Source organism: Mesorhizobium sp. M1399, assembly GCF_040317735.1.
GTDB lineage: Bacteria > Pseudomonadota > Alphaproteobacteria > Rhizobiales > Rhizobiaceae > Mesorhizobium.
This window is the reverse complement of the sequence record NZ_JAMYKZ010000029.1, coordinates 18,437-36,556: the sequence shown is the minus strand read 5'-3', so window position 1 is coordinate 36,556 and position 18,120 is coordinate 18,437. Positions and strand designations below refer to the sequence as shown.

19 protein-coding genes are annotated in these 18,120 nt (G+C 60.0%); 6 read left to right on the top strand and 13 right to left on the bottom strand.

Features of this window, described 5'->3' with window-relative positions; all coding sequences use genetic code 11:
• The 3 genes from NKH05_RS30770 to NKH05_RS30760 form a co-directional block, all read left to right on the top strand.
• Positions 1 to 724 (top strand): IS1380 family transposase (locus tag NKH05_RS30770; protein WP_353026869.1); only part of this gene is annotated, 724 nt, incomplete at its 5' end.
• Between the two features lie 517 nt (positions 725 to 1,241).
• Positions 1,242 to 2,894 carry an MFS transporter gene (locus NKH05_RS30765; protein ID WP_353017524.1) on the top strand — a complete coding sequence of 551 codons (1,653 nt, stop codon included), beginning with the start codon at positions 1,242 to 1,244 and terminating at the stop codon, positions 2,892 to 2,894.
• Between the two features lie 40 nt (positions 2,895 to 2,934).
• Complete coding sequence (locus NKH05_RS30760) at positions 2,935 to 3,183, top strand: DUF982 domain-containing protein (RefSeq protein ID WP_352468908.1); 249 nt, start codon at positions 2,935 to 2,937, stop codon at positions 3,181 to 3,183.
• Between the two features lie 105 nt (positions 3,184 to 3,288).
• On the opposite strand, the gene NKH05_RS30755 is transcribed toward NKH05_RS30760, so the two are convergent.
• The 12 genes from NKH05_RS30755 to NKH05_RS30700 all read right to left on the bottom strand — a co-directional run bounded on the left by NKH05_RS30755 (position 3,289) and on the right by NKH05_RS30700 (position 16,304).
• A complete protein-coding gene (locus NKH05_RS30755) occupies positions 3,289 to 5,439 on the bottom strand; it encodes a type IV secretory system conjugative DNA transfer family protein (RefSeq protein WP_352707176.1) in 2,151 nt (716 codons plus the stop codon).
• A gap of 11 nt (positions 5,440 to 5,450) precedes the next feature.
• On the bottom strand, positions 5,451 to 6,476 hold the full coding sequence (virB11, locus tag NKH05_RS30750) for a P-type DNA transfer ATPase VirB11 (protein WP_353017527.1): 1,026 nt from the start codon (positions 6,474 to 6,476) through the stop codon (positions 5,451 to 5,453).
• Positions 6,473 to 7,936, bottom strand: coding sequence for a type IV secretion system protein VirB10 (gene virB10, locus NKH05_RS30745; RefSeq protein ID WP_352707181.1), 1,464 nt, complete (start codon positions 7,934 to 7,936; stop codon positions 6,473 to 6,475). Before virB10 ends, virB11 begins: the two co-directional genes overlap by 4 nt.
• Positions 7,936 to 8,733: a TrbG/VirB9 family P-type conjugative transfer protein gene (locus tag NKH05_RS30740; RefSeq protein WP_353017529.1), complete on the bottom strand. Its 798-nt coding sequence runs from the start codon at positions 8,731 to 8,733 to the stop codon at positions 7,936 to 7,938. The genes virB10 and NKH05_RS30740 overlap by 1 nt, the downstream gene beginning before the upstream one ends.
• Positions 8,730 to 9,488 carry a VirB8 family type IV secretion system protein gene (locus NKH05_RS30735; protein WP_353026867.1) on the bottom strand — a complete coding sequence of 253 codons (759 nt, stop codon included), beginning with the start codon at positions 9,486 to 9,488 and terminating at the stop codon, positions 8,730 to 8,732. Before NKH05_RS30735 ends, NKH05_RS30740 begins: the two co-directional genes overlap by 4 nt.
• Positions 9,489 to 9,515: 27 nt before the next feature.
• On the bottom strand, positions 9,516 to 10,559 hold the full coding sequence (locus NKH05_RS30730) for a TrbL/VirB6 family protein (RefSeq protein ID WP_352619125.1): 1,044 nt from the start codon (positions 10,557 to 10,559) through the stop codon (positions 9,516 to 9,518).
• A gap of 183 nt (positions 10,560 to 10,742) precedes the next feature.
• Complete coding sequence (locus NKH05_RS30725; RefSeq protein ID WP_353017531.1) at positions 10,743 to 11,477, bottom strand: type IV secretion system protein; 735 nt, start codon at positions 11,475 to 11,477, stop codon at positions 10,743 to 10,745.
• Positions 11,478 to 11,486: 9 nt separating this feature from the next.
• On the bottom strand, positions 11,487 to 12,587 hold the full coding sequence (locus tag NKH05_RS30720; protein WP_353017533.1) for a transglycosylase SLT domain-containing protein: 1,101 nt from the start codon (positions 12,585 to 12,587) through the stop codon (positions 11,487 to 11,489).
• Positions 12,588 to 12,627: 40 nt separating this feature from the next.
• Complete coding sequence (locus NKH05_RS30715; RefSeq protein WP_353017535.1) at positions 12,628 to 15,030, bottom strand: VirB4 family type IV secretion/conjugal transfer ATPase; 2,403 nt, start codon at positions 15,028 to 15,030, stop codon at positions 12,628 to 12,630.
• Entirely contained in the window at positions 15,027 to 15,320 is a 294-nt protein-coding gene (locus tag NKH05_RS30710; protein WP_352619170.1) for a VirB3 family type IV secretion system protein, read from the bottom strand. Before NKH05_RS30710 ends, NKH05_RS30715 begins: the two co-directional genes overlap by 4 nt.
• Before the next feature lie 3 nt (positions 15,321 to 15,323).
• Positions 15,324 to 15,638 (bottom strand): TrbC/VirB2 family type IV secretion system protein, encoded by a 315-nt coding sequence (locus NKH05_RS30705; protein WP_352619172.1) that lies wholly within the window; start codon positions 15,636 to 15,638, stop codon positions 15,324 to 15,326.
• A 12-nt stretch (positions 15,639 to 15,650) separates the two neighbouring features.
• A complete protein-coding gene (locus NKH05_RS30700; RefSeq protein ID WP_353026866.1) occupies positions 15,651 to 16,304 on the bottom strand; it encodes a lytic transglycosylase domain-containing protein in 654 nt (217 codons plus the stop codon).
• Positions 16,305 to 16,391: 87 nt separating this feature from the next.
• Between NKH05_RS30700 and NKH05_RS30695 the strand changes: the two genes are divergently transcribed.
• Genes NKH05_RS30695 through NKH05_RS30685 form a run of 3 tightly spaced genes read left to right on the top strand, consistent with a single transcriptional unit; the run spans position 16,392 to position 17,696 of the window.
• Positions 16,392 to 16,994: a hypothetical protein gene (locus NKH05_RS30695; protein ID WP_353017538.1), complete on the top strand. Its 603-nt coding sequence runs from the start codon at positions 16,392 to 16,394 to the stop codon at positions 16,992 to 16,994.
• Complete coding sequence (locus NKH05_RS30690; RefSeq protein WP_353017540.1) at positions 16,991 to 17,545, top strand: thermonuclease family protein; 555 nt, start codon at positions 16,991 to 16,993, stop codon at positions 17,543 to 17,545. Before NKH05_RS30695 ends, NKH05_RS30690 begins: the two co-directional genes overlap by 4 nt.
• On the top strand, positions 17,532 to 17,696 hold the full coding sequence (locus NKH05_RS30685) for a hypothetical protein (RefSeq protein ID WP_352618975.1): 165 nt from the start codon (positions 17,532 to 17,534) through the stop codon (positions 17,694 to 17,696). Before NKH05_RS30690 ends, NKH05_RS30685 begins: the two co-directional genes overlap by 14 nt.
• On the opposite strand, the gene NKH05_RS30680 is transcribed toward NKH05_RS30685, so the two are convergent.
• On the bottom strand, positions 17,693 to 18,004 hold the full coding sequence (locus NKH05_RS30680) for a hypothetical protein (RefSeq protein ID WP_352618977.1): 312 nt from the start codon (positions 18,002 to 18,004) through the stop codon (positions 17,693 to 17,695). The genes NKH05_RS30685 and NKH05_RS30680 overlap by 4 nt on opposite strands.
• Between the last annotated feature and the right edge of the window lie 116 nt (positions 18,005 to 18,120).

Genomic DNA, 18,120 nt, shown 5'->3' with positions numbered 1-18,120 from the left:
GATCCGCCCCCACCTGCGCCGTCTGGTGCGGGCGATCCGGATCAACTGGCCGAACATTCGAATCCTGCTCCGCGGCGATAGCCATTATTGCAACCCGCAGGTCATCGACTGGTGCCGCGCCAACGACGTCGACTTCATCTTTGGCCTCGCGCCCACCACGAGCCTGCGCAAGCATGTCGCGGATCTGGAGGCCAGCACGACGGCGCGCTTCGAAGCGTCGGCCAAGACAGGCAGGGTCCGCAGGTTCAAGGAGTTCGTTGACGGCGCCGCTAGTTGGAGCCGCGTCGAGCGCATCATCGCGCGGGTCGAGGTCGGCGCCCAAGGTGGCGATATCCGCTTCGTCGTCACCAACCTTGCCGGTGGGAAGGCCAAGGCGCTCTACGAGGATGTCTACTGCCGGCGCGGCGCGGCCGAGAACCACATCAAGTCGTGGAAGACGCATCTTGCCGCCGACCGCACATCCTGCACCAGAGCGACGGCCAACCAGTTCCGGCTATTCCTGCATGCCGGTGCTTACTGGTTGATGTGGGGCTTGCGGGCCGCGATGCCGAGGCGCTCGAGCTTTGCCGTCGCCCAATTCGACACGCTGCGATTGCGCCTCATCAAAATCGCTGCGCGGGTGGTCGAGATGAAATCGCAAATCCGCCTGCACCTGCCGACATCGTGCCCCGACCAGCGCATCCTGCGCATCGTCCTCGATCGCATGCCCCAACTCGCGACATAACGATGGGGGCAGACGCCCCGAAACGAACCCGTCGACCGCAACCTGCAAACCCCCGCCTGCCATCACGACGGAGCAATCCCGGCGCCTGACGCGGCGCGTGGAAAAGCACCGCAACGGCGACCACAATGTCGCTTCAGGCCGTCAAAAGCTTAGTCGCCGTGCATCAAGGCGGCTAGGTAGGTGTGGCCCGGCTTCGTTGAATCCGCTGCGGGCCAGCTCTCTGATAGAAATCGGCGCCGTCGTCCCAGGCTTTCCATGGGCATCGTTTCCCGCGCGGAATGAAGGTCTCCTTCCCGAAGGCGGCAATTCCTAACTCGGTGCGATGCCCGATTTGCGGTCAGGCTGCATCCGCCTTTTCTTCCAGACCAAGTAATCGCTTCGGCCAGAGCGCCGGCGGTGAAGAATTGTCTTGCGCTATCCCTAGCAAATGCGCTCATGCTGCTATTCCTCCACGGGCACCTGCGCCGGGAGGGCACCTCTAAACGCGACCGATAGACCGAGGGGAGGGCTCAACCCAATGAGCAGGGTGGCGCCCGCAGATGCGACTCCAGCTTCGTCGGCGACATTTGCGCCGCTCGAGAATGCAACTTTCCGATCGCTCTGGCTTGCTACGCAGGTGTCCAGCTTTGGCTGGCTAATTCAAACTGTCGCCATCAGTTGGCTGATGGCGACCATTTCGACTTCCGACGTGATGGTCGCCTTGGTGCAGGCTTCGACGACGTTGCCTACATTCGTCCTGTCGATCATCGCCGGAGCCCTGGCTGATAATTTCAGCCGCCGCAATCTGATGTTCGCTGGCTGGTCCGTGATAGCGCTGTCCTCGGCGATGCTGACGGTTCTTGCAGGCTTGGGAATTTTCAATCCATGGATGGTTCTTGCATTCAGCTGTTTGGCCGGAGCGGGCGCCGCTTTCACCGATCCCGCTTGGCACGCGTCGGTCGGCGACATCTTACGAAAACGCGAAGTTCCAGCCGCGGTTACGCTCATCTCGGTTGGATATAACGCTGTTCGAAGCGTCGGTCCGGCGATTGGTGGCATTGTCGTTGCCTCCTTTGGACCTTTGACAGCTTTCGCTGTGGCGACGCTGACCTATCTAGCGCTGCTGTGGACCATAGGGCGCCGCAAATGGGATGTTCGCTCGTCCCCCCTCCCGCGGGAGCCATTGACCACGGCCATCCATGACGGAGCGCGCTTCACCGCACTATCGGCGGAGATCAAGGCGGCAATCGCGCGTGGCGCGCTTTTTGGCCTGACCAGCATCTCCATACTCGCGCTCCTGCCTGTCGTTGCTCGCGATCAATTAGGCGGAGGACCGATCGTTTATGGCATCCTGATGGCTGGCTTCGGGACCGGCGCCTTGTGCGTCGGCATCTGCAACAATGTTTTGAGACGGTCGCTCTCCCAGGAGCGACTGACAATACTGGCATGCATTGCTTGCGCGGCGTGTTGTTTATCTCTTGCTCTCACGTCTTCAGTGGCAGTGGCTGCTATTGCGCTGGCGCTCGGCGGCGCGGGATGGGTGGTCACCTGGACGGGGCTCGACGTAAGCGTTCAATTGGCAAGCCCAAGGTGGGTCGTTGGTCGCACGCTCTCGATCTATTATGCCCTTTCGTCGGGTGGTATCGCGGCCGGCAGTTGGCTGTGGGGTACGGTGGCTGAGAACTATTCGCTTGCCTCAGCCCTGGAGATTTCAGCTGCTGCGCTACTGATGGTCGCGGCCACCGGGTTCCTGTTGCCGATCCGTCAATGGCAAGACTCTGATCAGGATCCTTTTGGCTTCGAGACACCGCAACTCGCTCTCGACCTGAAGCCGAGAAGCGGCCCGATCGTCATCAAGATCGAGTACTCAATACCGGAGGCAAACGTCGAAGCTTTCCTCGATCAGATGCAGGAACGACGGCGGGTGCAAAGCCGCGTCGGCGCCAGGCACTGGAACCTCCAGCGCGATCTTCAGGATTCCTCGCTTTGGACAGAAACCTTCCGCACGCCGACCTGGATGGACTATCTGCGCCTTAACCATCGCCTCACAGCGGCGGACAAGGAATTGGACCAACGTCTGCTCGAATTGAACATGGGTGGAAACCCACCTCTTACTAAACTTTCGATTGAGCGGCCGACCGGGGCAACCCGCAAGCGGGATCAACCGACGCGATTTTTCTTCCGCCGGTGATCGCAGGCTGTTGTTGATAGAGTTTCAAGGGTGAGGGTAGATGACCGGCTTGGTAAGATTTGAGAGGCCAGTTGTGATTCAGATTGGCCGCTATACAGAACGCACCGTGTTCGATGTTAATGATGCGGCCTCCATCCTGCTGCGGGATCTTGGTGGTCGTCAGACGGAGAAGCACAGGGCAGCTATGGACGCCTGTCTGAAGGTTATACGAGGTGAGCTTCATCCACCCGCCGCCCGCAGGGCTTTCGTCGCGGTCGCGCGCGAAGCAAAGATTCTACGCGGCGATTGACTGGAGTGCTCAAGCGGCACCGCCCGGCAACTGGCGGCTGATACAGAAGGCCTGAGGCATGACGTTGCCGCTCTTCTATCTGACACGAGCAGGGCGCAGCAGTTCCTACCCGTCGACTACATCGGGCAAGGTGTCTTCGACGACGCTCAAATTTCGGTCGAAAGCTTCTTTGTCGGATGCGTGGGCCCGGAGAGAGCGCACATTGTTCAGGATCGCCGCCACCGCCGCTTCTTTATCGGGTGCTATCCTTGTCGTGACCGCTTTAGCCGCCAACGCGGAAAAATCTATGGCGGTATAAGCTGGTACGACCGCAGCGTCGGTTGCTTTCGGCCGTTCTTTTACGATTGCGCGCCGGCCCCGCGGCAGAGCCATACGGTCAGCTTTTGCTGCAAATGTCGCGCCGCGCCGCAGGCGCGTCTGCACGAGGCCCGAGCGGTACGCAGGTGCTGTCGGCACAATCGTCGGGAGCGCATGAGATGGAACCGCCTCAGAAGCGTCCAATGCAGGGCTTTTCGTGCGCGAAGCGTCGGTAGAGGCGGGCAGGGGCATGAACGCGCGTTTGGCGAGCCGGCCGTCGGCGAAATAGAAATTGCGCGTGCCGAGAATTGGCAGTTCGCCGCGCGGCAATATGATGACCTTGTTCTTGTCGAGCGTGCGGATTTCATCCGGCCGCATAAGAGGCCGCCGCACTTGCTTGCGGTGCTCGGAGCGCGTGTAATAAGTGTCGAACAAGGTTGCCTTGGTTCGCGTCACGTCCTTTTGAACGTCCGACGTTTCGCCGAGCTGCTCGGAAATGTAGCGCAGATCGTCAGCGTCCTGCGCACCGAAAAAGATCTGCACGCGAGCCGCGTTGATAAGTGTCTTGCGCCCCTCCTGGCGATAGATCTCGTCTACAGCCTTCAGCGACTGTACGAAGAACCACATCGAAACACCGTTGCCGCCGAGCACGCTCGCCATTTCGGTCACGTTCTCGAGCTTGCCGAGGTTCTGGAACTCGTCGAGCAGCACAAGCACCGGATGCTCGTCGGCACGCGGCATAGTTTCCGACATGAAGTTCATCAACTGCGTAATCAGGACGTTGAACAACGGTCCAAGGGAGGTGATCTGCTCGCGCCGCACGTCGAGATAAAGAGAGATCCGGTCGCGCTTCAGCCTGCGAATATCGAACGTGCTGCGCGACGTAGCTCGCATCAGGCGCTCGTTGAGAAAAGGGGCCATGCCGGTGCGTACGCCGGCATATATCCCGGAAAACTGCCGCTCAGACATCTCAAAATATGGCAGCAGGGTTTGCAGCGTGAAATGCGAGCATTCGCGGCGGCGTTCCTCGCGCAGCGAGCCGATGAACTCCAGGAGCGGCTGCTCGGCACCGTTCATGATCTCGAGGATTGTGGCGAAGGTCTTCTTCTCGTTCGGGATCGCAGGCGATTCCATGACGAAGGACGCGATGCCGGTAAAAAGGAGGCGGGCGTCGTTAACCCAGTAGGGATCCGCGTTCGAAGGGGGGCGCGGAAACAGCGCTGCAGCGATGTTGCGAAGGTCGATGTCGCGCTGTGCCGAATCCAGCGAGATGAAGTCCATCGGATTGTAGCATGCGGTATTGCCGTCCGAATCAGCCGGCGCGAAACGCACCACGCGGCTCATGGTTGAACGGTAGCCGGCGGTGGCCGCATAGGTCTCGCCACGCAGGTCGAGAACCACGAACGAATGCGGCCAGGTCAGGGCGTTCGGGATAATGAGAGACGTGCCTTTGCCGGAGCGCGGCGGCCCTATCACAAAGCCGCCAACATCATCGCCATCAATCCACAATTTCTTGCCGCCAATCAGCTTGCGCTGGATCAAACGGACCTTGCCGGAGCGCTGATCGCGGCCGGGCGACAAAATTTCGGCCAGCCTGCCGCCGGCTCGACCGACGAACACGCCGCCAATTTTGGTCAAGCCGGTTTTCGATACGTCGCTCATAGTCATGAAGCGAGAGTCATTGCGCTTTCTGGGGCGCATGAGAAACAGGCCGACCAGTGGCAAGAGAAACCCTAAACCTCCCGTCGCAATGGCGTATTGCACCCGGTCAAAATTTCTCGCGGTCACGTCAGCCCAGGCCAAACGAACAACCGGCAAAGCATTGGCGTTCAACTGGTCGAACAGGACGTGGGAGCCAGTCCTGTACCAATCAGTCGCGGCATAGGCGACCGTGAAGACCAGGGCGCCCAGGGCCATCGCCATGAGCACCATGAAAATTGCTGTTGCGATTTTCTGCATGGGTGGCCCCGCTAGATCGTCTCCGCCTTGGTGAACTTGATCTCGCTGATGCCGCGCCGTCCGCCTTCGGTGCGGACCATCTGAACGACCACCGGAATGACCTCGCGCAGATAGTCGAGAATTTCGCTTCGTGAGAGGCCCGAGCTGCCCTGCATGACCATCAGCGCCAGCCGCTCGTAGGCGGACCGGGCGGAATTGGCATGAACGGTCGTGAGTGAACCCGGATGGCCGGTGTTGATGGCCTGGAGGAATGCGAAGGTTTCAGCGCCGCGCAACTCGCCCAATAGCAGACGGTCGGGCCGCATGCGAAGCGAGGCCTCGAGCAGCTGTTGGGCGGAGACTTTGGCAAGGCCCTGGTCGCCCTTCGAAGCTATCAAGGTGACGTTGTTGGGAGCCGGCAGCCTCAGTTCCCGGGTATCTTCGATCGTGATGATCCGTTCATGGGCCGGGATCTCCTTCAAGAGCGCATTCAAAAACGTCGTCTTGCCGGTCGATGTACCGCCTGAAACGACGATGGAGACACGGTTGCGCACGGCATATTGCAGGAAGTCCATCGGCGACGTGTCGTGCAACATCTCGACAAGTCGCTTTTCTTCGGTTGACAGCGCCAGTCCGCTGCCCATCGCCGTGTTCTCGAATGCGCCGAGATCGTTGTAGGCATCAAGGCTCATATCCATGATGACCTGCTTGCGGATCGAGATCGCCCCGCCTTCGGGAGCCGCCGGCGGCAAGATGCATTGGATGCGCTCACCCGAGGGAAGAGCGGCCGACAGGACCGGCTTTTCTTCGTTGATGACCTGATTTGTCGCCGAGGCGACGCCAGTCGAGATGTTGCGAATCCAGCCGGGCGTGACCTCTCGCTTGACGACTTGCTCCATTTCCTTCGCGCCGAGGCGTTCGATGAACAATTCACCCGGCCTGTTGATCGCAATCTCGGAGACCGCATCTTCATTCAAATAGGACCATATCGGTTCCAGATGAGCGCGCAGGACCGGGGCTCTCGCCCAAGGGTCGGGGAGGGGAAGCACGGCATTCATTTCACCGGGCTCCCATAGCCGGAATAGAAATGATCCTTCGGCGTACCGTAGAGAGGCGTCGGATCGATCGCCGCCTTCGGCCGCCCACCTGCCTTCAGGCGTGCAACTTCTTCCTGAACGGGATCAGCGTACAAATCCGAGAAATCGAGATCTCGCCGCACCAGCACGACAATCGATGTGCCCTGGTCGACGTAGACTGTCGGGCCAATGTTCTGCGTGTCGCGAAACGCCTCTTGCGCGAGTTGCTGCAAGGCGGTCGATGACTTATCGAAGGCGATGCTGCGGGCGTCGCGCTGCGAGCCATTGCCACCATAAGTTACGGTGGTGGTCTCGCCGGTTACGGGATCGATCGTCGACACCTGGCGCTGTTGTCCATCCTGGCTGCGATCTCCAAGCGAGGACAGATATTCAGAGACGCCGCCAACGACGGAAAGCATGATGGCGTTGCCGTAGCGTTCAAGCCAGTGCGTATCGACACGGCCGCCCATGCCACCGCGGCCGAGCGCATCGGCACCAGGCGACTTGATATCGATAGAAATACCGTCCGAGCGGATGGCCCTGCTCCAGACGATGAAAACACGCTTCTGACCGCGCGCAAGCCCCGAGCGGTATTCCCCGGTCAGCCGCGAGCCCTTCGGAATGAGGATCCGCCTGCCGTCGAGCGAGAAGACATCCTCGCGCACGACAGCGCGCACGGCACCGGGAAGGTCGGTGTTGATCGCGGTTTCCAAATAGCCGCGAATGATCGTTCCCTCTGGGATCAACGCATCGGTGCGGCGGAAGACCCTGGCTTTGACAATGCCGGAAGAACTTGCCTCAGACTGCGCCAGGAATGCCTTGTTGGGATCACTGTCGGCGCCGGGGACCGCAATGATCTGACCGTCCGGCGCGATTTCGACCTGTGCCGCCGGGGCGCCGGCATCCGTCGAGCCGGTTTGATCATTCGTCACCATCTGGTTCGACCGCAGGCGTGCCCATACCGCTTTTTCACGCTCGGCGGCCTCAGCCTTAAGGCGAGCCTCGTCCTCAGCCGCGGCCTTGCGGCGGGCTTCTTCCTCCTCGGCCTTGCGGCGAGCCTCCTCGGCCGCCATTTGCGCCTCCAGCGCCCGCCGCTGCGCGTCAAGGTCCGCGCCCTCCTGCACGGTCTGGTCGACATTATCGGCTTGTTGCGTGCCCTTTTGGCCGTCAGCTGGTGGCGGCACCACGATCTGGTCGATCGTGCCGTCGGCAGGTTGCGGCGGGTCGTTCAACGCCGGCGGGCGGAACTCTGGCGGATTGAAGTTTTCCTCGCCATCGCTGCGAAGATCGCGCGATACCGGCTCCCGGGGCCAGTTCAGCCATATCAGCGCGCCTACCAGCACTACGCCGAGGCCGACCAGGGCGATCCTGGTACCCACGCCCGCACCACGGCGCGCGACTGTCGGGCTGCCGTCCAGTTGGTTATAATCGATCTGGGTCATCACCGCCCTCCGCTGGATCCGAACAGGGTGGAACCGCCTGTCAGTTTCGTTGGACCGTAGATCTGCTCGACCGGATCGATTTCGTTGGGTCGCGCCCGGTTGTAGAGGCAGAGCGTCTTGCCATCGGCCCGCAAGGTGAATTGCCGTGCGACCTTGTCGATGACGGTGTATTTGCCCTGCGTGCGAACGTTGACCAGCGACTCCTGACGCGTGTCGTCGACAACGAAGATCGCCGGAATGTCGCCCTTGAACTCCAGAAACACCTTGGTGCCGTCGTCGAATACGGTGCGCGGCTTCAGGCTGTCGTCGCCCTTGTAGGCGTAGTCGTAATTGAGATCGGCATAATTCAGGTCCTTCAAATCCGGATCGGCGGCGCTCTCCTTGGCCTGTGAGAGCAGGCGCGCGTTGATATCCTCGTCCGGGTATTTGAACCGGACCTGGAAGGATGCCCGGTCACGGCTATTGTCGGTTGCCTGCAGCAGCAGGGAATAGACGCGCCGGTTGGTGACCACGTTGACGTTGGTCCACGCATCGCGCTCCAGCGGCTTGACGAACAGAAATCGCGATCCGCGTTTGGGGATGATCGACCAGCCTTTCGTGTCGCCAGCCGACACGGTTTCGATGACTTCGGTCGGGCTAAGCTCGACCATCGTTGAAATGCCAAGAGCTGCGCGCACCGACGTCACATCGTCATTGTTGAAGGTGACATACCGAATCCGGCCGTCGCGTGCGGCCGCGCCGTGCATCGTGCCGAGCAGAAGGGTGGCCGACAGCGCGAGGCTCACGCGCCATCTCATTGCAGGCTCCCCGCGGCCGGCGCCGATTCCTGGTCGCGGCGGTAATCCGTAACCTGAAAACCCAACGGGTTGTCGAAACGCCATTCGTTCTTGAGCGGCGTTGAGGTGTAGCGGAATTTTATCACCGCCACCCAATTGTCGACCGCGGACGAATTGTCCCGCCGCGTCGTTGTGGCAAAGCGCACCGAGGCTGTGTTGCGATTGAGCAGGGAAACCGACTTGATCTCGACGGAAATGGTGACATTGCGGCCATAGATCTTGTCCAGCGACCGCAGGTTTGCCGGCGTGAAAAGCCATGTCAAATCCTTGGATGCGGCGTCGGTGGAGTAGAGCTGTGCCAGATCGTAATTCTGTTTTAGTTCACGCGAATCGTAGGTTTCGCGGGCCCTGATGTAGCGAACCAGATTGGCGGCCGTGACGGCTTCGTTCTGGGACAAATCTCCAGGCTTGAGCGCGCGCATGATCTCGAGGTAGCCCGTCGATTTGTCGACCTCCACAACATACGGTTCGAACTGCCGGAGCGGCAGGATCAGCACGAGCGCCAGCAGCGACAACACCGCCACCAGTCCAGAAACGCCACTGACGATCCATGCCAATGTACGCGATCGACGCATTGACCTGTGCGTGTCGTCTTCCCAGGTCGCGCCCGCCCTGTAATAGCGCTTGTCGACGAGTTCGCTGCTGCGGTCAGCAGCCGTTTCCACTGGCATTGCCACGTTACTGTTGCCTCGTTTGCGCGACGCATTCTGATCCACGCCGCGATCGGTGATCGTTCTTGTGTCCTAGGCCAGAGGCCTGGAGTTATCGCGCGCACCTTGCTGGATGGCGGACCGGGTTGCGGCATCCGTCCTGGCTGCTCGCGAAGATCGAAAACTGTTTGTCGCGAGCTGGCGGGCGCCGCGAGCGGCGCGGCCGGCGGCCCATCGCGCGCCGGAATAGCGCACTGCGTTTCTGCCGAAGTTTCTATAAGGGTTATATGCGCCCACGGTGCTGAGATACCCGCCGCCATTCAGGATCGAAGCAATCGAGGGTATCTGCATGAGAACGTAGATGCCGATGATCGTCACCAGCACCAAGGGCAGCACCAGCGACATTTTGCTGTCCATGGTCGCTCCGCCGGACGTTGCGGTGTTCAGCGCCGCGTTGACGAGCGAGAAGTAGAAGCCGAGAAAGCCATAGATCAGGATTTGCTGGATCATCAGAAAGGTGGTCAGCGAAAGGAAGCCTTCGCTCATGCGCGAGGACCAGCGGTAAAGCCAAAGGATGATCCATATCGGCGCCAAGGCCAGCGTGATGAACAACATCACCTTGGCGGCGATGATCGCGGCAATGGCAAGCGCTGCGAAGATGATGGCAGACAGCAGGACGAGCAGCGACAAGAGCGCGCCAAAAATGTCATAGAAGGATCCGCTATAGACCTGATTGGCGACGTCCTGCGCCCCTTGGTAGAGATTATCGATCAGCGCTGGAATTGCCGCCTGGTCGCTAAGCTGATTGCCGGTGGCCCGCGACACGGCGCCGACGATCACCTTACCGACCTCGTCTGGAATGCTTTGCACGAGCTGATAGATCGTCGCGGAAAACGTGCCCCATCCGGTCAGCAGCAGATAGATGATGACGGCGCGGCCGAGGCGATAGGCCGCTTCGATTGGCGAAATCGACTCTCGCCCGCTCAGGATCGAATAGCCCCACCACGCAATATAGAGGGTGAGCATGAGGGTGAAGACGTTGCCCATCGCATTGCCCAACTGCATATAGACGGTGCGAACGAAGTCCTCTCCGATGTTGTCAATGCCACCGAGGATGCTTGCGGCGAGACCGTTCATGGATCCTCGTCAATGATGCTGGCGAACGGCGTTGAATTAACCGGCTTCAGCGCGCCGCATTCGTCGGCGTAGGCATACGACAAAGGCCCGCACGGCGCTTTCAGTTCGCGATTTGCGCATCCAAAAAGCCCTGCGCCGAGCCCAATCACAACGCATATGCGCAGGACTCGCCGCGACAAGCGCTCAGCCTCCGCTCTTGCCGAATTCCGCGAACGGATTGACGTTGCGCGGTGTCATCATCTTCTGCACCTGACTCTGGCGAAGTAGATCTCCCTTCAGCTTCTCATTCAGGGCCGCGACTGCGCCGTTCTGGACGCCGATCAGTTCGTTGACGGCGCGCGCGTTTTCCAGCTGCATTCGTGTGTTCTGGTCCACCGAACCCTTGACGTCCTGCGACTGCCCGATCTGCCCGCTCGCTGACTGCAGAGACTGTTGGCGCTGGGTAACGCCCTGCGAAGCCTGCGAGGTCAATGCGCTCAGCAGCGAGGCCACATTGACGCTGCCGCCATAGGCCGTGTTGACGGCGCTCGTCTCTTTGCCGGCAATCTGCTGGAGCTGCTTCACCAGCTGGAGCCCGTTGATGACGGCACCGGCGATTTTCTGTATTTCGGGCGACAGGCCACCAAACGAAAGCGCACCGCCGTTCAGGATCGATCCGAACGACGGCGCCTGGGCGATCGACATGTTGCCGCCAAGACCCATCTGTCCGATCCCGAGCGAACCGTCACGACTGCCGCTGAGAGCCTGCAGGATCTCCTCGCTCTTTTTCAGAATGTCCTTGTTCGAATCCATGATGGAGTTGGTGTTGTCCGCATTCTTGCGGGCGACATCGAGATTGGCGCCATCAATGACGGCAATCTGTGCGTGGGCCGTGCTTGCCCAAAGCGCCAGACTGGCGGCAATCGCGAATTTCGTCATGTCAGCCTCCTATTGCTGTAGAGAATTGATCACGCTGGCAGCGCCGGCAGGATCACTGGTGATGATCATCGAGCGACTGTCGGCCGAGCTTGCCCCCGCGTTCTCAAGTGCGCATGGTAGCCACCGGCCGCGATCGATCCTCAACCGCTCCAATTCCGCGGGATCACAAGAGAACGGGTTTGGAGAGCCGCTCTTCGGCTGTTGCACCAGCTTGGACGACTGCGATGCCTGAACATTCTGCAACGATAAAAGTTGGACCAGCAAGGCCGTAAAATCCCCCGCCTGGGCGAGGTACTGGTTGGTGACATCGGCGTTGATCCCACGAGCCGACGAGTTCAGCTCCCAAGCGTCCTTGTATTCGGTCACCTGGCCAATGTTGCCCGCTAGCGCGTCGATCGCCGCATAGTTGGCGCCGATCTGCGATGAGCTTGCATCAAGGCCGCCAGCCGCCTTCCTCACCGTGCCCATGGCCGCGTCCTGGGCCGTGCCGCCGGCGCCGCCGGCCGTTACGATCGAGAATGGTGGCGGCGCGGCGGCCGGAGCCTTACCGCTCGACACATAGTCGTTGAAGTAGCTGTTCCAACGGCCGACACCGCCGGCCCATTGGTTTTGCTCACCTGCGTTCGATCCGTTGTAGAAGGAGGCGAGACAGCCATAATTCGTCGCCCCGCATTGCTTCACGCCCATCCCGAGATATTTGACACCTCCTTCGACGTTCTGCTCGTTCACGTCACGGTCCAGTCCCATGGACTTACCGGTGCCCTTGGTTAGCTGCATGACGCCTTTGACGCCTGTGTGGCTGCCGGCGCATGTGTCGAAGCGCGATTCCTGATAGCCGACGGAAAGCGCCAGGCCTTCGGACACGCCGTATTTTTGCGCATAGTAGCGGATTAGCTTTACGTTGCCGGCATCGCGCTGTAACGCGTCGGCCGGGGATCGGCGAAACATCTGTGAGCGGTATTTGTTCGAATAGGTGCAGACGACGTTTTTCTTCTTGTCGGTTTCGTCCTTCTTCGCTTCATCCGACGTCTTGCTGTGCTGCTCGTCCTCTTGCCGCTTGTCGAGGTTCTGCCCGTCGATGATCGCGATCTGAGCGACAGCCACGCTCATGCTTTCCGCCGTCGCTAGAGCCACGGCGAGACAAGCGCTGCTAAGCCGCCTCGTCATGCTCGTTCTCCCATCCGCAGAAGTATGGCAGCCACATCTCCGGCTCATCGCCGAAGGTCTCCCGGAGCCGCGCGCATTCCTTGCTGTTGGCTTCGTTCGAGGACAAGACCTTGATCAGATCGGGCATCGCTGACAAATCGAGCTTGGCGACGATCGAGTCGCTGTCGTGCTTGACGAGGAAAGTGCGTGTTTCCTTGGCGGTTCGGCGCACGAACTCGAATTCCTTCGCTGTCAGCGAGAAGCGCTCCATGTAGGACTCCTTGCTCGCCTTCGGGTTGGGGAAGAAAATGTTGGTCTTCGTTTGCTCGATCAGCGACGACGATATGGAGGAATTGACAACATCTTCCGCCGTCTGCGTGCCAAAGCCGACCACGCCATTCCGGCGACGAATGGTCTTCAGCGTCTCGTTGATGAAGGCGGCGAAAACCTCGTCGTCCAACAGCTTCCAGCCTTCATCGAGGAAGAGCATGATCGGCGAGCCGTCGATGACGTCCTCAAGACGATGGAAGATGTAGAGCAACGCCGCCGAGCGCAGCTTTCGATCGCCAAGGATCTTGGTCATGTCGAACCCGACGACGGGTTTCGAGAAATCGACCAGATCGACGGGATTGTTGAAAAGCCAGCCCTTGTCCTTCGGGTCGAGCCAGGGCTGTATCCGCGCGGCCAGATCGTTCATGCCGGGCATGAGCGAGCCCCGCAGCACTTCCGGCAGCAGGTCGAAGGTGCGCTGTTCGCGCGAAATCTTGTAGATCATGTCGACGGCGGCGTTGATGACGCGCATCTCCGCCACATCCAGCGCGCCACCTTCCGGCGTCAGAATGTAGATGAGCAAATCTTCCAGGAAGGACCGGTTTTCTGCCGTGTCCTCGAGCTGCAATGGCGCGAACCCGGTCGGCTGAGAAGGGTCCATCGCTTCGTAGCGACCGCCCAGCGCCCGAACAAAAATTTCAGCGCCGCGCATATAGTCGAAATAAACACATCGGGGCCGCGGCATGATGCGCATGGCCTGCGCCATCAGGAACGACAGCACTACGGTCTTGCCCGAGCCGGTCGGGCCGAACACCGTGAAGTGCCCAACATCGTGAACGTGGAAATTGAAATAGTAGGCCGTCTGGCTGGTCGTTTCGAGCAAAGCGACAGGGCGTTTCCAATGCAGCCGCTCACGTTGGCCGGACGGGAAATTGTGTCCTGAGAAAAGACCGGCGAAGTTAAGCGACGAGATCAACGCACGTCGCGCGATGTAGCTGAAATTTCCCGGCAATTGGGCCCAGAAGGCCAGTTCTGTGTTCAGTGTCTCGCGAACCGGCACGATCGACATGCGTGAAAGCTCGGCCGTGATGTCGGATAGCGCACGGTTGAGCCCGGTCATGTCCGGTGCCAAGGCCATGACGCTCATGTGGTGTTGTCCGAAGACGACTTCGCCGCCGGCCAGCTTGTCGGCGCCGTCGTGGACTGACTCCTCGACCGTCGTGCCCGCCTCGTCGGAACCCTCAACCTGGTTGGCGATGGTATTGATCCTGCGCATCGCGGTAACCCGGTCTTCGATCGCGAAACTCTGCGTCAGGACAAACTCATGTGGCAGGCGCAAGAGACCGTCCAATGAGCCCGGAGCGGTGAACGGCGGGTATTCCTTGATCGACACCATGGCGCCGAGTTTGCCGGCATCCGGCCCGCGAAGTTCCAGCGCGGATTTGCCGAAAAACAGCTGCCGTGTCGCCAGCACATCGCCAAGGCTCATTCGCGGCAAAGGCATTTCCACATCGACGCCGCCGGCGAGGATCTTCGCCAGAAATTCTGCCGGCTCGGAAAAGAAGCTGTCGCGGCGCTTCACGACACCGAGAAGCCGCGCTCCGTAAGCCGTGAAATCCTTGACGACGCCGTCGAGCACGTCACGCAATTCGGCCATCGCCTCCTCGCGGGTTTCTTCGCCCGCGGTACTGATGCGGAACGCATTGAGCGCCTTGTCCACCCAGCCGACGCGGCCGAGCATCGGGCGGCGTATGACCGTCAGATACGCCTCGTTGACGAAAAGGTTTTTCGCCCCAAGCTCATCCATGTAGCGGGCGTCGAGCTCCGCCACGAAAGGATTGTCAAAGTCGCCTTCGATCTCCGGCGTCACGTGGCGGCGGATGATCGTTGTGTAGACCGCAAAGCGAGAGGTCGAGAGATTGCGGAACGTTGTGTTGCGGTTGAACATGCGGCTGTTCAACTCGGCCTGGTCCATTGTCTGGAACGGCAGGCCGCTGAGCTGGATGGCGCCGACCAGAAAGCCGCTTTTCGTCACGATCAGATTGTCATCGACATGCCGAAGGTAGGGGATGTGCATCGCCGCGGGTTTTTCGCGGCGACGCTCACGGCCAAATTTCAGGTCTGCATCGAGGCTCATGGCGAATAGCTCCTCGCGCCCCAAAAAGTAAGGTTCGCAACTGCTCCGCGTTTGGAGACGCGCCGCTCGAAAATATGAAACATGTAGGGATCGCGCTGGCACAGATATGCGCTGACCAGATGCACCACGCCGAACACGCCAAGACCGAGTATGAAGCTGCTTGTGGCGATAAAACCGATCACCGCAAGGATGCCGTTCAGCGCGAAAACCTCGTAGCGCACCCCCCATTTCATCGGGGGGCGTGTCAGTGGCAGGCTGACCGGCTCGACATAGACTTCCTCGTCATTCATCTCTCAACTGCCTCCCGCGGTCGCGCGCACTGCATCCACCAACTGGGCAGCGCCGAAGATCAGAGCGATGCCAATGATGATGGAAAAGGCCATCATCCACGCCAGCCGGCCCGTCATGGCGAGGAAGCCAAGAAAACAGACCGCGATGATGGCGAATGAGCGCGCTATGTTGCCTTGCAGAACTCCGACGAACCACTCCAGCACATTTTCGACTGGTGCCGCCGACTGCGCATACGCAGTGGCTGGGGCGAGAGCTATTCCGACCGCTGAGGCCAAGGCCAGTTTCAGGACAAATTTGCCCGCTTTCCTGTATTCCACCCTTGGCTCCTTTCAGTTGCCGAAATCCATGACATGACCATCCTGCCAAGCGTCCTCGCTTGCTGGCGGCGCGGCCGCGAGCATTTCGGTTTTGGTCAGGGCGGACTTCTTCACCACGCCGCCGAACTTCCAGCGGTTCAGTATTTTCACGATGTATTCCGCCGTCTCCGGATTCACCGGAATGCCCTGCGCCTTGTAGACGCTGTTGGGCCCGGCGTTGTATGCCGCCAGCATCAGCAGCGGATCCTGGAACTCGTCATAAAGTGACTTCAGATAGCGGAGGCCAGCGCGGACATTTGCCGCTGTATCGCAACGATCGCTGACCCCTAGATCGGCCGCCGTGCCCGGCATCAGCTGCATGATTCCCAGGGCTCCGGCCTTCGAGGGACCCTGACTGGCGCCGAGATCGCTTTCGGCCCATGCAACTGCCTCGGCCAGATTGGCGTCGAAGCCTTCCTCTTGCGCGATTGAACGCACAAGTCGGGAGACGTCAGCCCGATTTCCGGTCTTGCACGCCCCCGGCCTATTCGCCTCGGCTGCGGCAATGGCTTGCGCCGGCGTTGCAAAGGCGATCGCCACGCGGTCTGATGCCAGGTCCCGGCCGTGCGCTTGCAACGGCATCGTGGCGCCAAAGAGGGTGAGCAGAAGAGCGAATCGAGTGTTCATACTGTCGCCAAAATTTAACACTTTACTATGGCTACACGCAGCCCTAGTAAAGTGTCAACACGAGATGCGCCGCAGGGACGAATTTCGATGAAACAGACGGCCCTTTGCACGGTCTTGCTGCTCCAGGGCACCGTGGCTTACGCTGCCGGCGCCGACGCCCCGAGTGCCTTCGCGCAGCCGTCGGAGCACTACCTGCTTCAGTTTGCCAAGCCGGGCGAGAAGGTGTTCGTCTATGAACGCTACGATGCAAAAGGTGCGCTCTTTCAGCGCGATGCGGCCGCCCTCATCTCGCCGGTTAAGCTGCCGTCGGCGACCGAGCGCGTCATCAACGGCGTGACGTATCGGCTGCGCGGCCTTGCGGCCTGCCCAAAACCGAAGATCACATACAAGACGCAGCAATGGGACTGCACGAAGGCCGCGCAGGACTATGAAGGGGCAATCTACAACGATCGTGCATCTGTCGTGCTTTGCAAAACACTAGTCTTGCACAGCACGAAGGGTGAACCCGATGCGGTGTCGTGTTTCTCGCTCGTGGGGGCGGGCAATGCCAACGACCCGTACAACGTCGCCTACGACGATGACGAAATGGTTTTTTTCGAAATGGCGGCAATCGGACGCAACAAGGACGGCAAGTCGCTACGCCCCGATCTGGAGCATTCCGCCGACCTCGGTGGACAGTTCCAGGAATGAAACAGGCGGGCTTTACAGTGGCCGCATTTTGTTTTTGTGCATCGGCACAGGCGCAGAATGCCATTGACCCTGCCGTACCAACGCCCTTCCCGGTATCGAAATCGGCTCAACTGCTGACCGGAGATACCTGGCGTGACGGAGATCACCTTTTCCGCCTCTATGGCGTCCAGTCATGTCTTCGAGGCACGTCAGCTGAAGAGCCAAATGGTAACAAAATCGATTGCGGGAACACCTCCCTGGCGCACCTGGCTGCGCTGTTCGATAGCGCCGCGGTTACATGCCAGCCAATCGGCTATGCCCTCGACAAGGCGGTTTTTGTCGTGTGCGGTGCGCAGCTCAATGGCGAAACAATCGACGTCGGCACAGCGCTCATAGCAACCGGATACGCGTTTGCCGCGACGACAGCAAAGGGCAAAGCCGTCAATCAGAACTACCTCGTCGCGGAAATCAACGCTAAGATGAAACGTGCAGGTTTGTGGAGCACAACGTTTCAGCATCCTGTGCAACTGCTGCTAAACAAGCGGTCGGAGAGACAGCATGAAACACGATGATGAAGCGCACAGATATTACTATCCTGTGGAAGGACGCGGCGACGGCGCCATTGGCGGAGCGGCTGCGTTCATCGCGATCATTTTGGTGCCGGCGGCCATCTACGCGGCCTGGAATACCGTGGCCTCATGGATCTCAGCGCTCTTCTCCTAGGGCTGGAGTTTCGTGAAAGAACCGAGCAACGCACGCAAATCGTCGACATCAATCTCGCACCAGCCATGAGCCGTCAGCCGTTGGAAGTAAGCAGCCTTCATTTTCATTTCTGCGATAGTGGTTACCGGGGCAATGGCAGCACGCCTTCGCACTGCGGCCTCTTCCGCCATGACCGCGTCCAACCTCTGACCCAGCAAGATCGCGTCCGTACCCTCGGCCTCCATCGCTCGCTTGCCAAGATGTTCAAGCTCAGCAATGCTCCGACGATGTTCCGCAATCAGTTTCGCGACGCCTTCAGCCGCTACCATCTGTCCGTTCCTACAGACCAATTGAATAGGCATCGACCGACTCCACGTAATGATACCTGGGGAGGCGGGGAAAAATAGGGACGGGTTCATCCCTCTGCTTCTCAGGCTCCCGAAGC

Excerpts from the sequence above, each read along its gene's own strand:
- NKH05_RS30765 (WP_353017524.1), top strand. The coding sequence starts at position 1,242 with ATGAGCAGGGTGGCGCCCGCAGATGCGACTCCAGCTTCGTCGGCGACA.
- NKH05_RS30760 (WP_352468908.1), top strand. The coding sequence starts at position 2,935 with ATGACCGGCTTGGTAAGATTTGAGAGGCCAGTTGTGATTCAGATTGGC.
- NKH05_RS30755 (WP_352707176.1), bottom strand. The coding sequence starts at position 5,439 with ATGCAGAAAATCGCAACAGCAATTTTCATGGTGCTCATGGCGATGGCC.
- virB11 (WP_353017527.1), bottom strand. The coding sequence starts at position 6,476 with ATGAATGCCGTGCTTCCCCTCCCCGACCCTTGGGCGAGAGCCCCGGTC.
- virB10 (WP_352707181.1), bottom strand. The coding sequence starts at position 7,936 with ATGACCCAGATCGATTATAACCAACTGGACGGCAGCCCGACAGTCGCG.
- NKH05_RS30740 (WP_353017529.1), bottom strand. The coding sequence starts at position 8,733 with ATGAGATGGCGCGTGAGCCTCGCGCTGTCGGCCACCCTTCTGCTCGGC.
- NKH05_RS30730 (WP_352619125.1), bottom strand. The coding sequence starts at position 10,559 with ATGAACGGTCTCGCCGCAAGCATCCTCGGTGGCATTGACAACATCGGA.
- NKH05_RS30725 (WP_353017531.1), bottom strand. The coding sequence starts at position 11,477 with ATGACGAAATTCGCGATTGCCGCCAGTCTGGCGCTTTGGGCAAGCACG.
- NKH05_RS30720 (WP_353017533.1), bottom strand. The coding sequence starts at position 12,587 with ATGAGCGTGGCTGTCGCTCAGATCGCGATCATCGACGGGCAGAACCTC.
- NKH05_RS30715 (WP_353017535.1), bottom strand. The coding sequence starts at position 15,030 with ATGAGCCTCGATGCAGACCTGAAATTTGGCCGTGAGCGTCGCCGCGAA.
- NKH05_RS30710 (WP_352619170.1), bottom strand. The coding sequence starts at position 15,320 with ATGAATGACGAGGAAGTCTATGTCGAGCCGGTCAGCCTGCCACTGACA.
- NKH05_RS30700 (WP_353026866.1), bottom strand. The coding sequence starts at position 16,304 with ATGAACACTCGATTCGCTCTTCTGCTCACCCTCTTTGGCGCCACGATG.
- NKH05_RS30695 (WP_353017538.1), top strand. The coding sequence starts at position 16,392 with ATGAAACAGACGGCCCTTTGCACGGTCTTGCTGCTCCAGGGCACCGTG.
- NKH05_RS30690 (WP_353017540.1), top strand. The coding sequence starts at position 16,991 with ATGAAACAGGCGGGCTTTACAGTGGCCGCATTTTGTTTTTGTGCATCG.
- NKH05_RS30685 (WP_352618975.1), top strand. The coding sequence starts at position 17,532 with ATGAAACACGATGATGAAGCGCACAGATATTACTATCCTGTGGAAGGA.
- NKH05_RS30680 (WP_352618977.1), bottom strand. The coding sequence starts at position 18,004 with ATGGTAGCGGCTGAAGGCGTCGCGAAACTGATTGCGGAACATCGTCGG.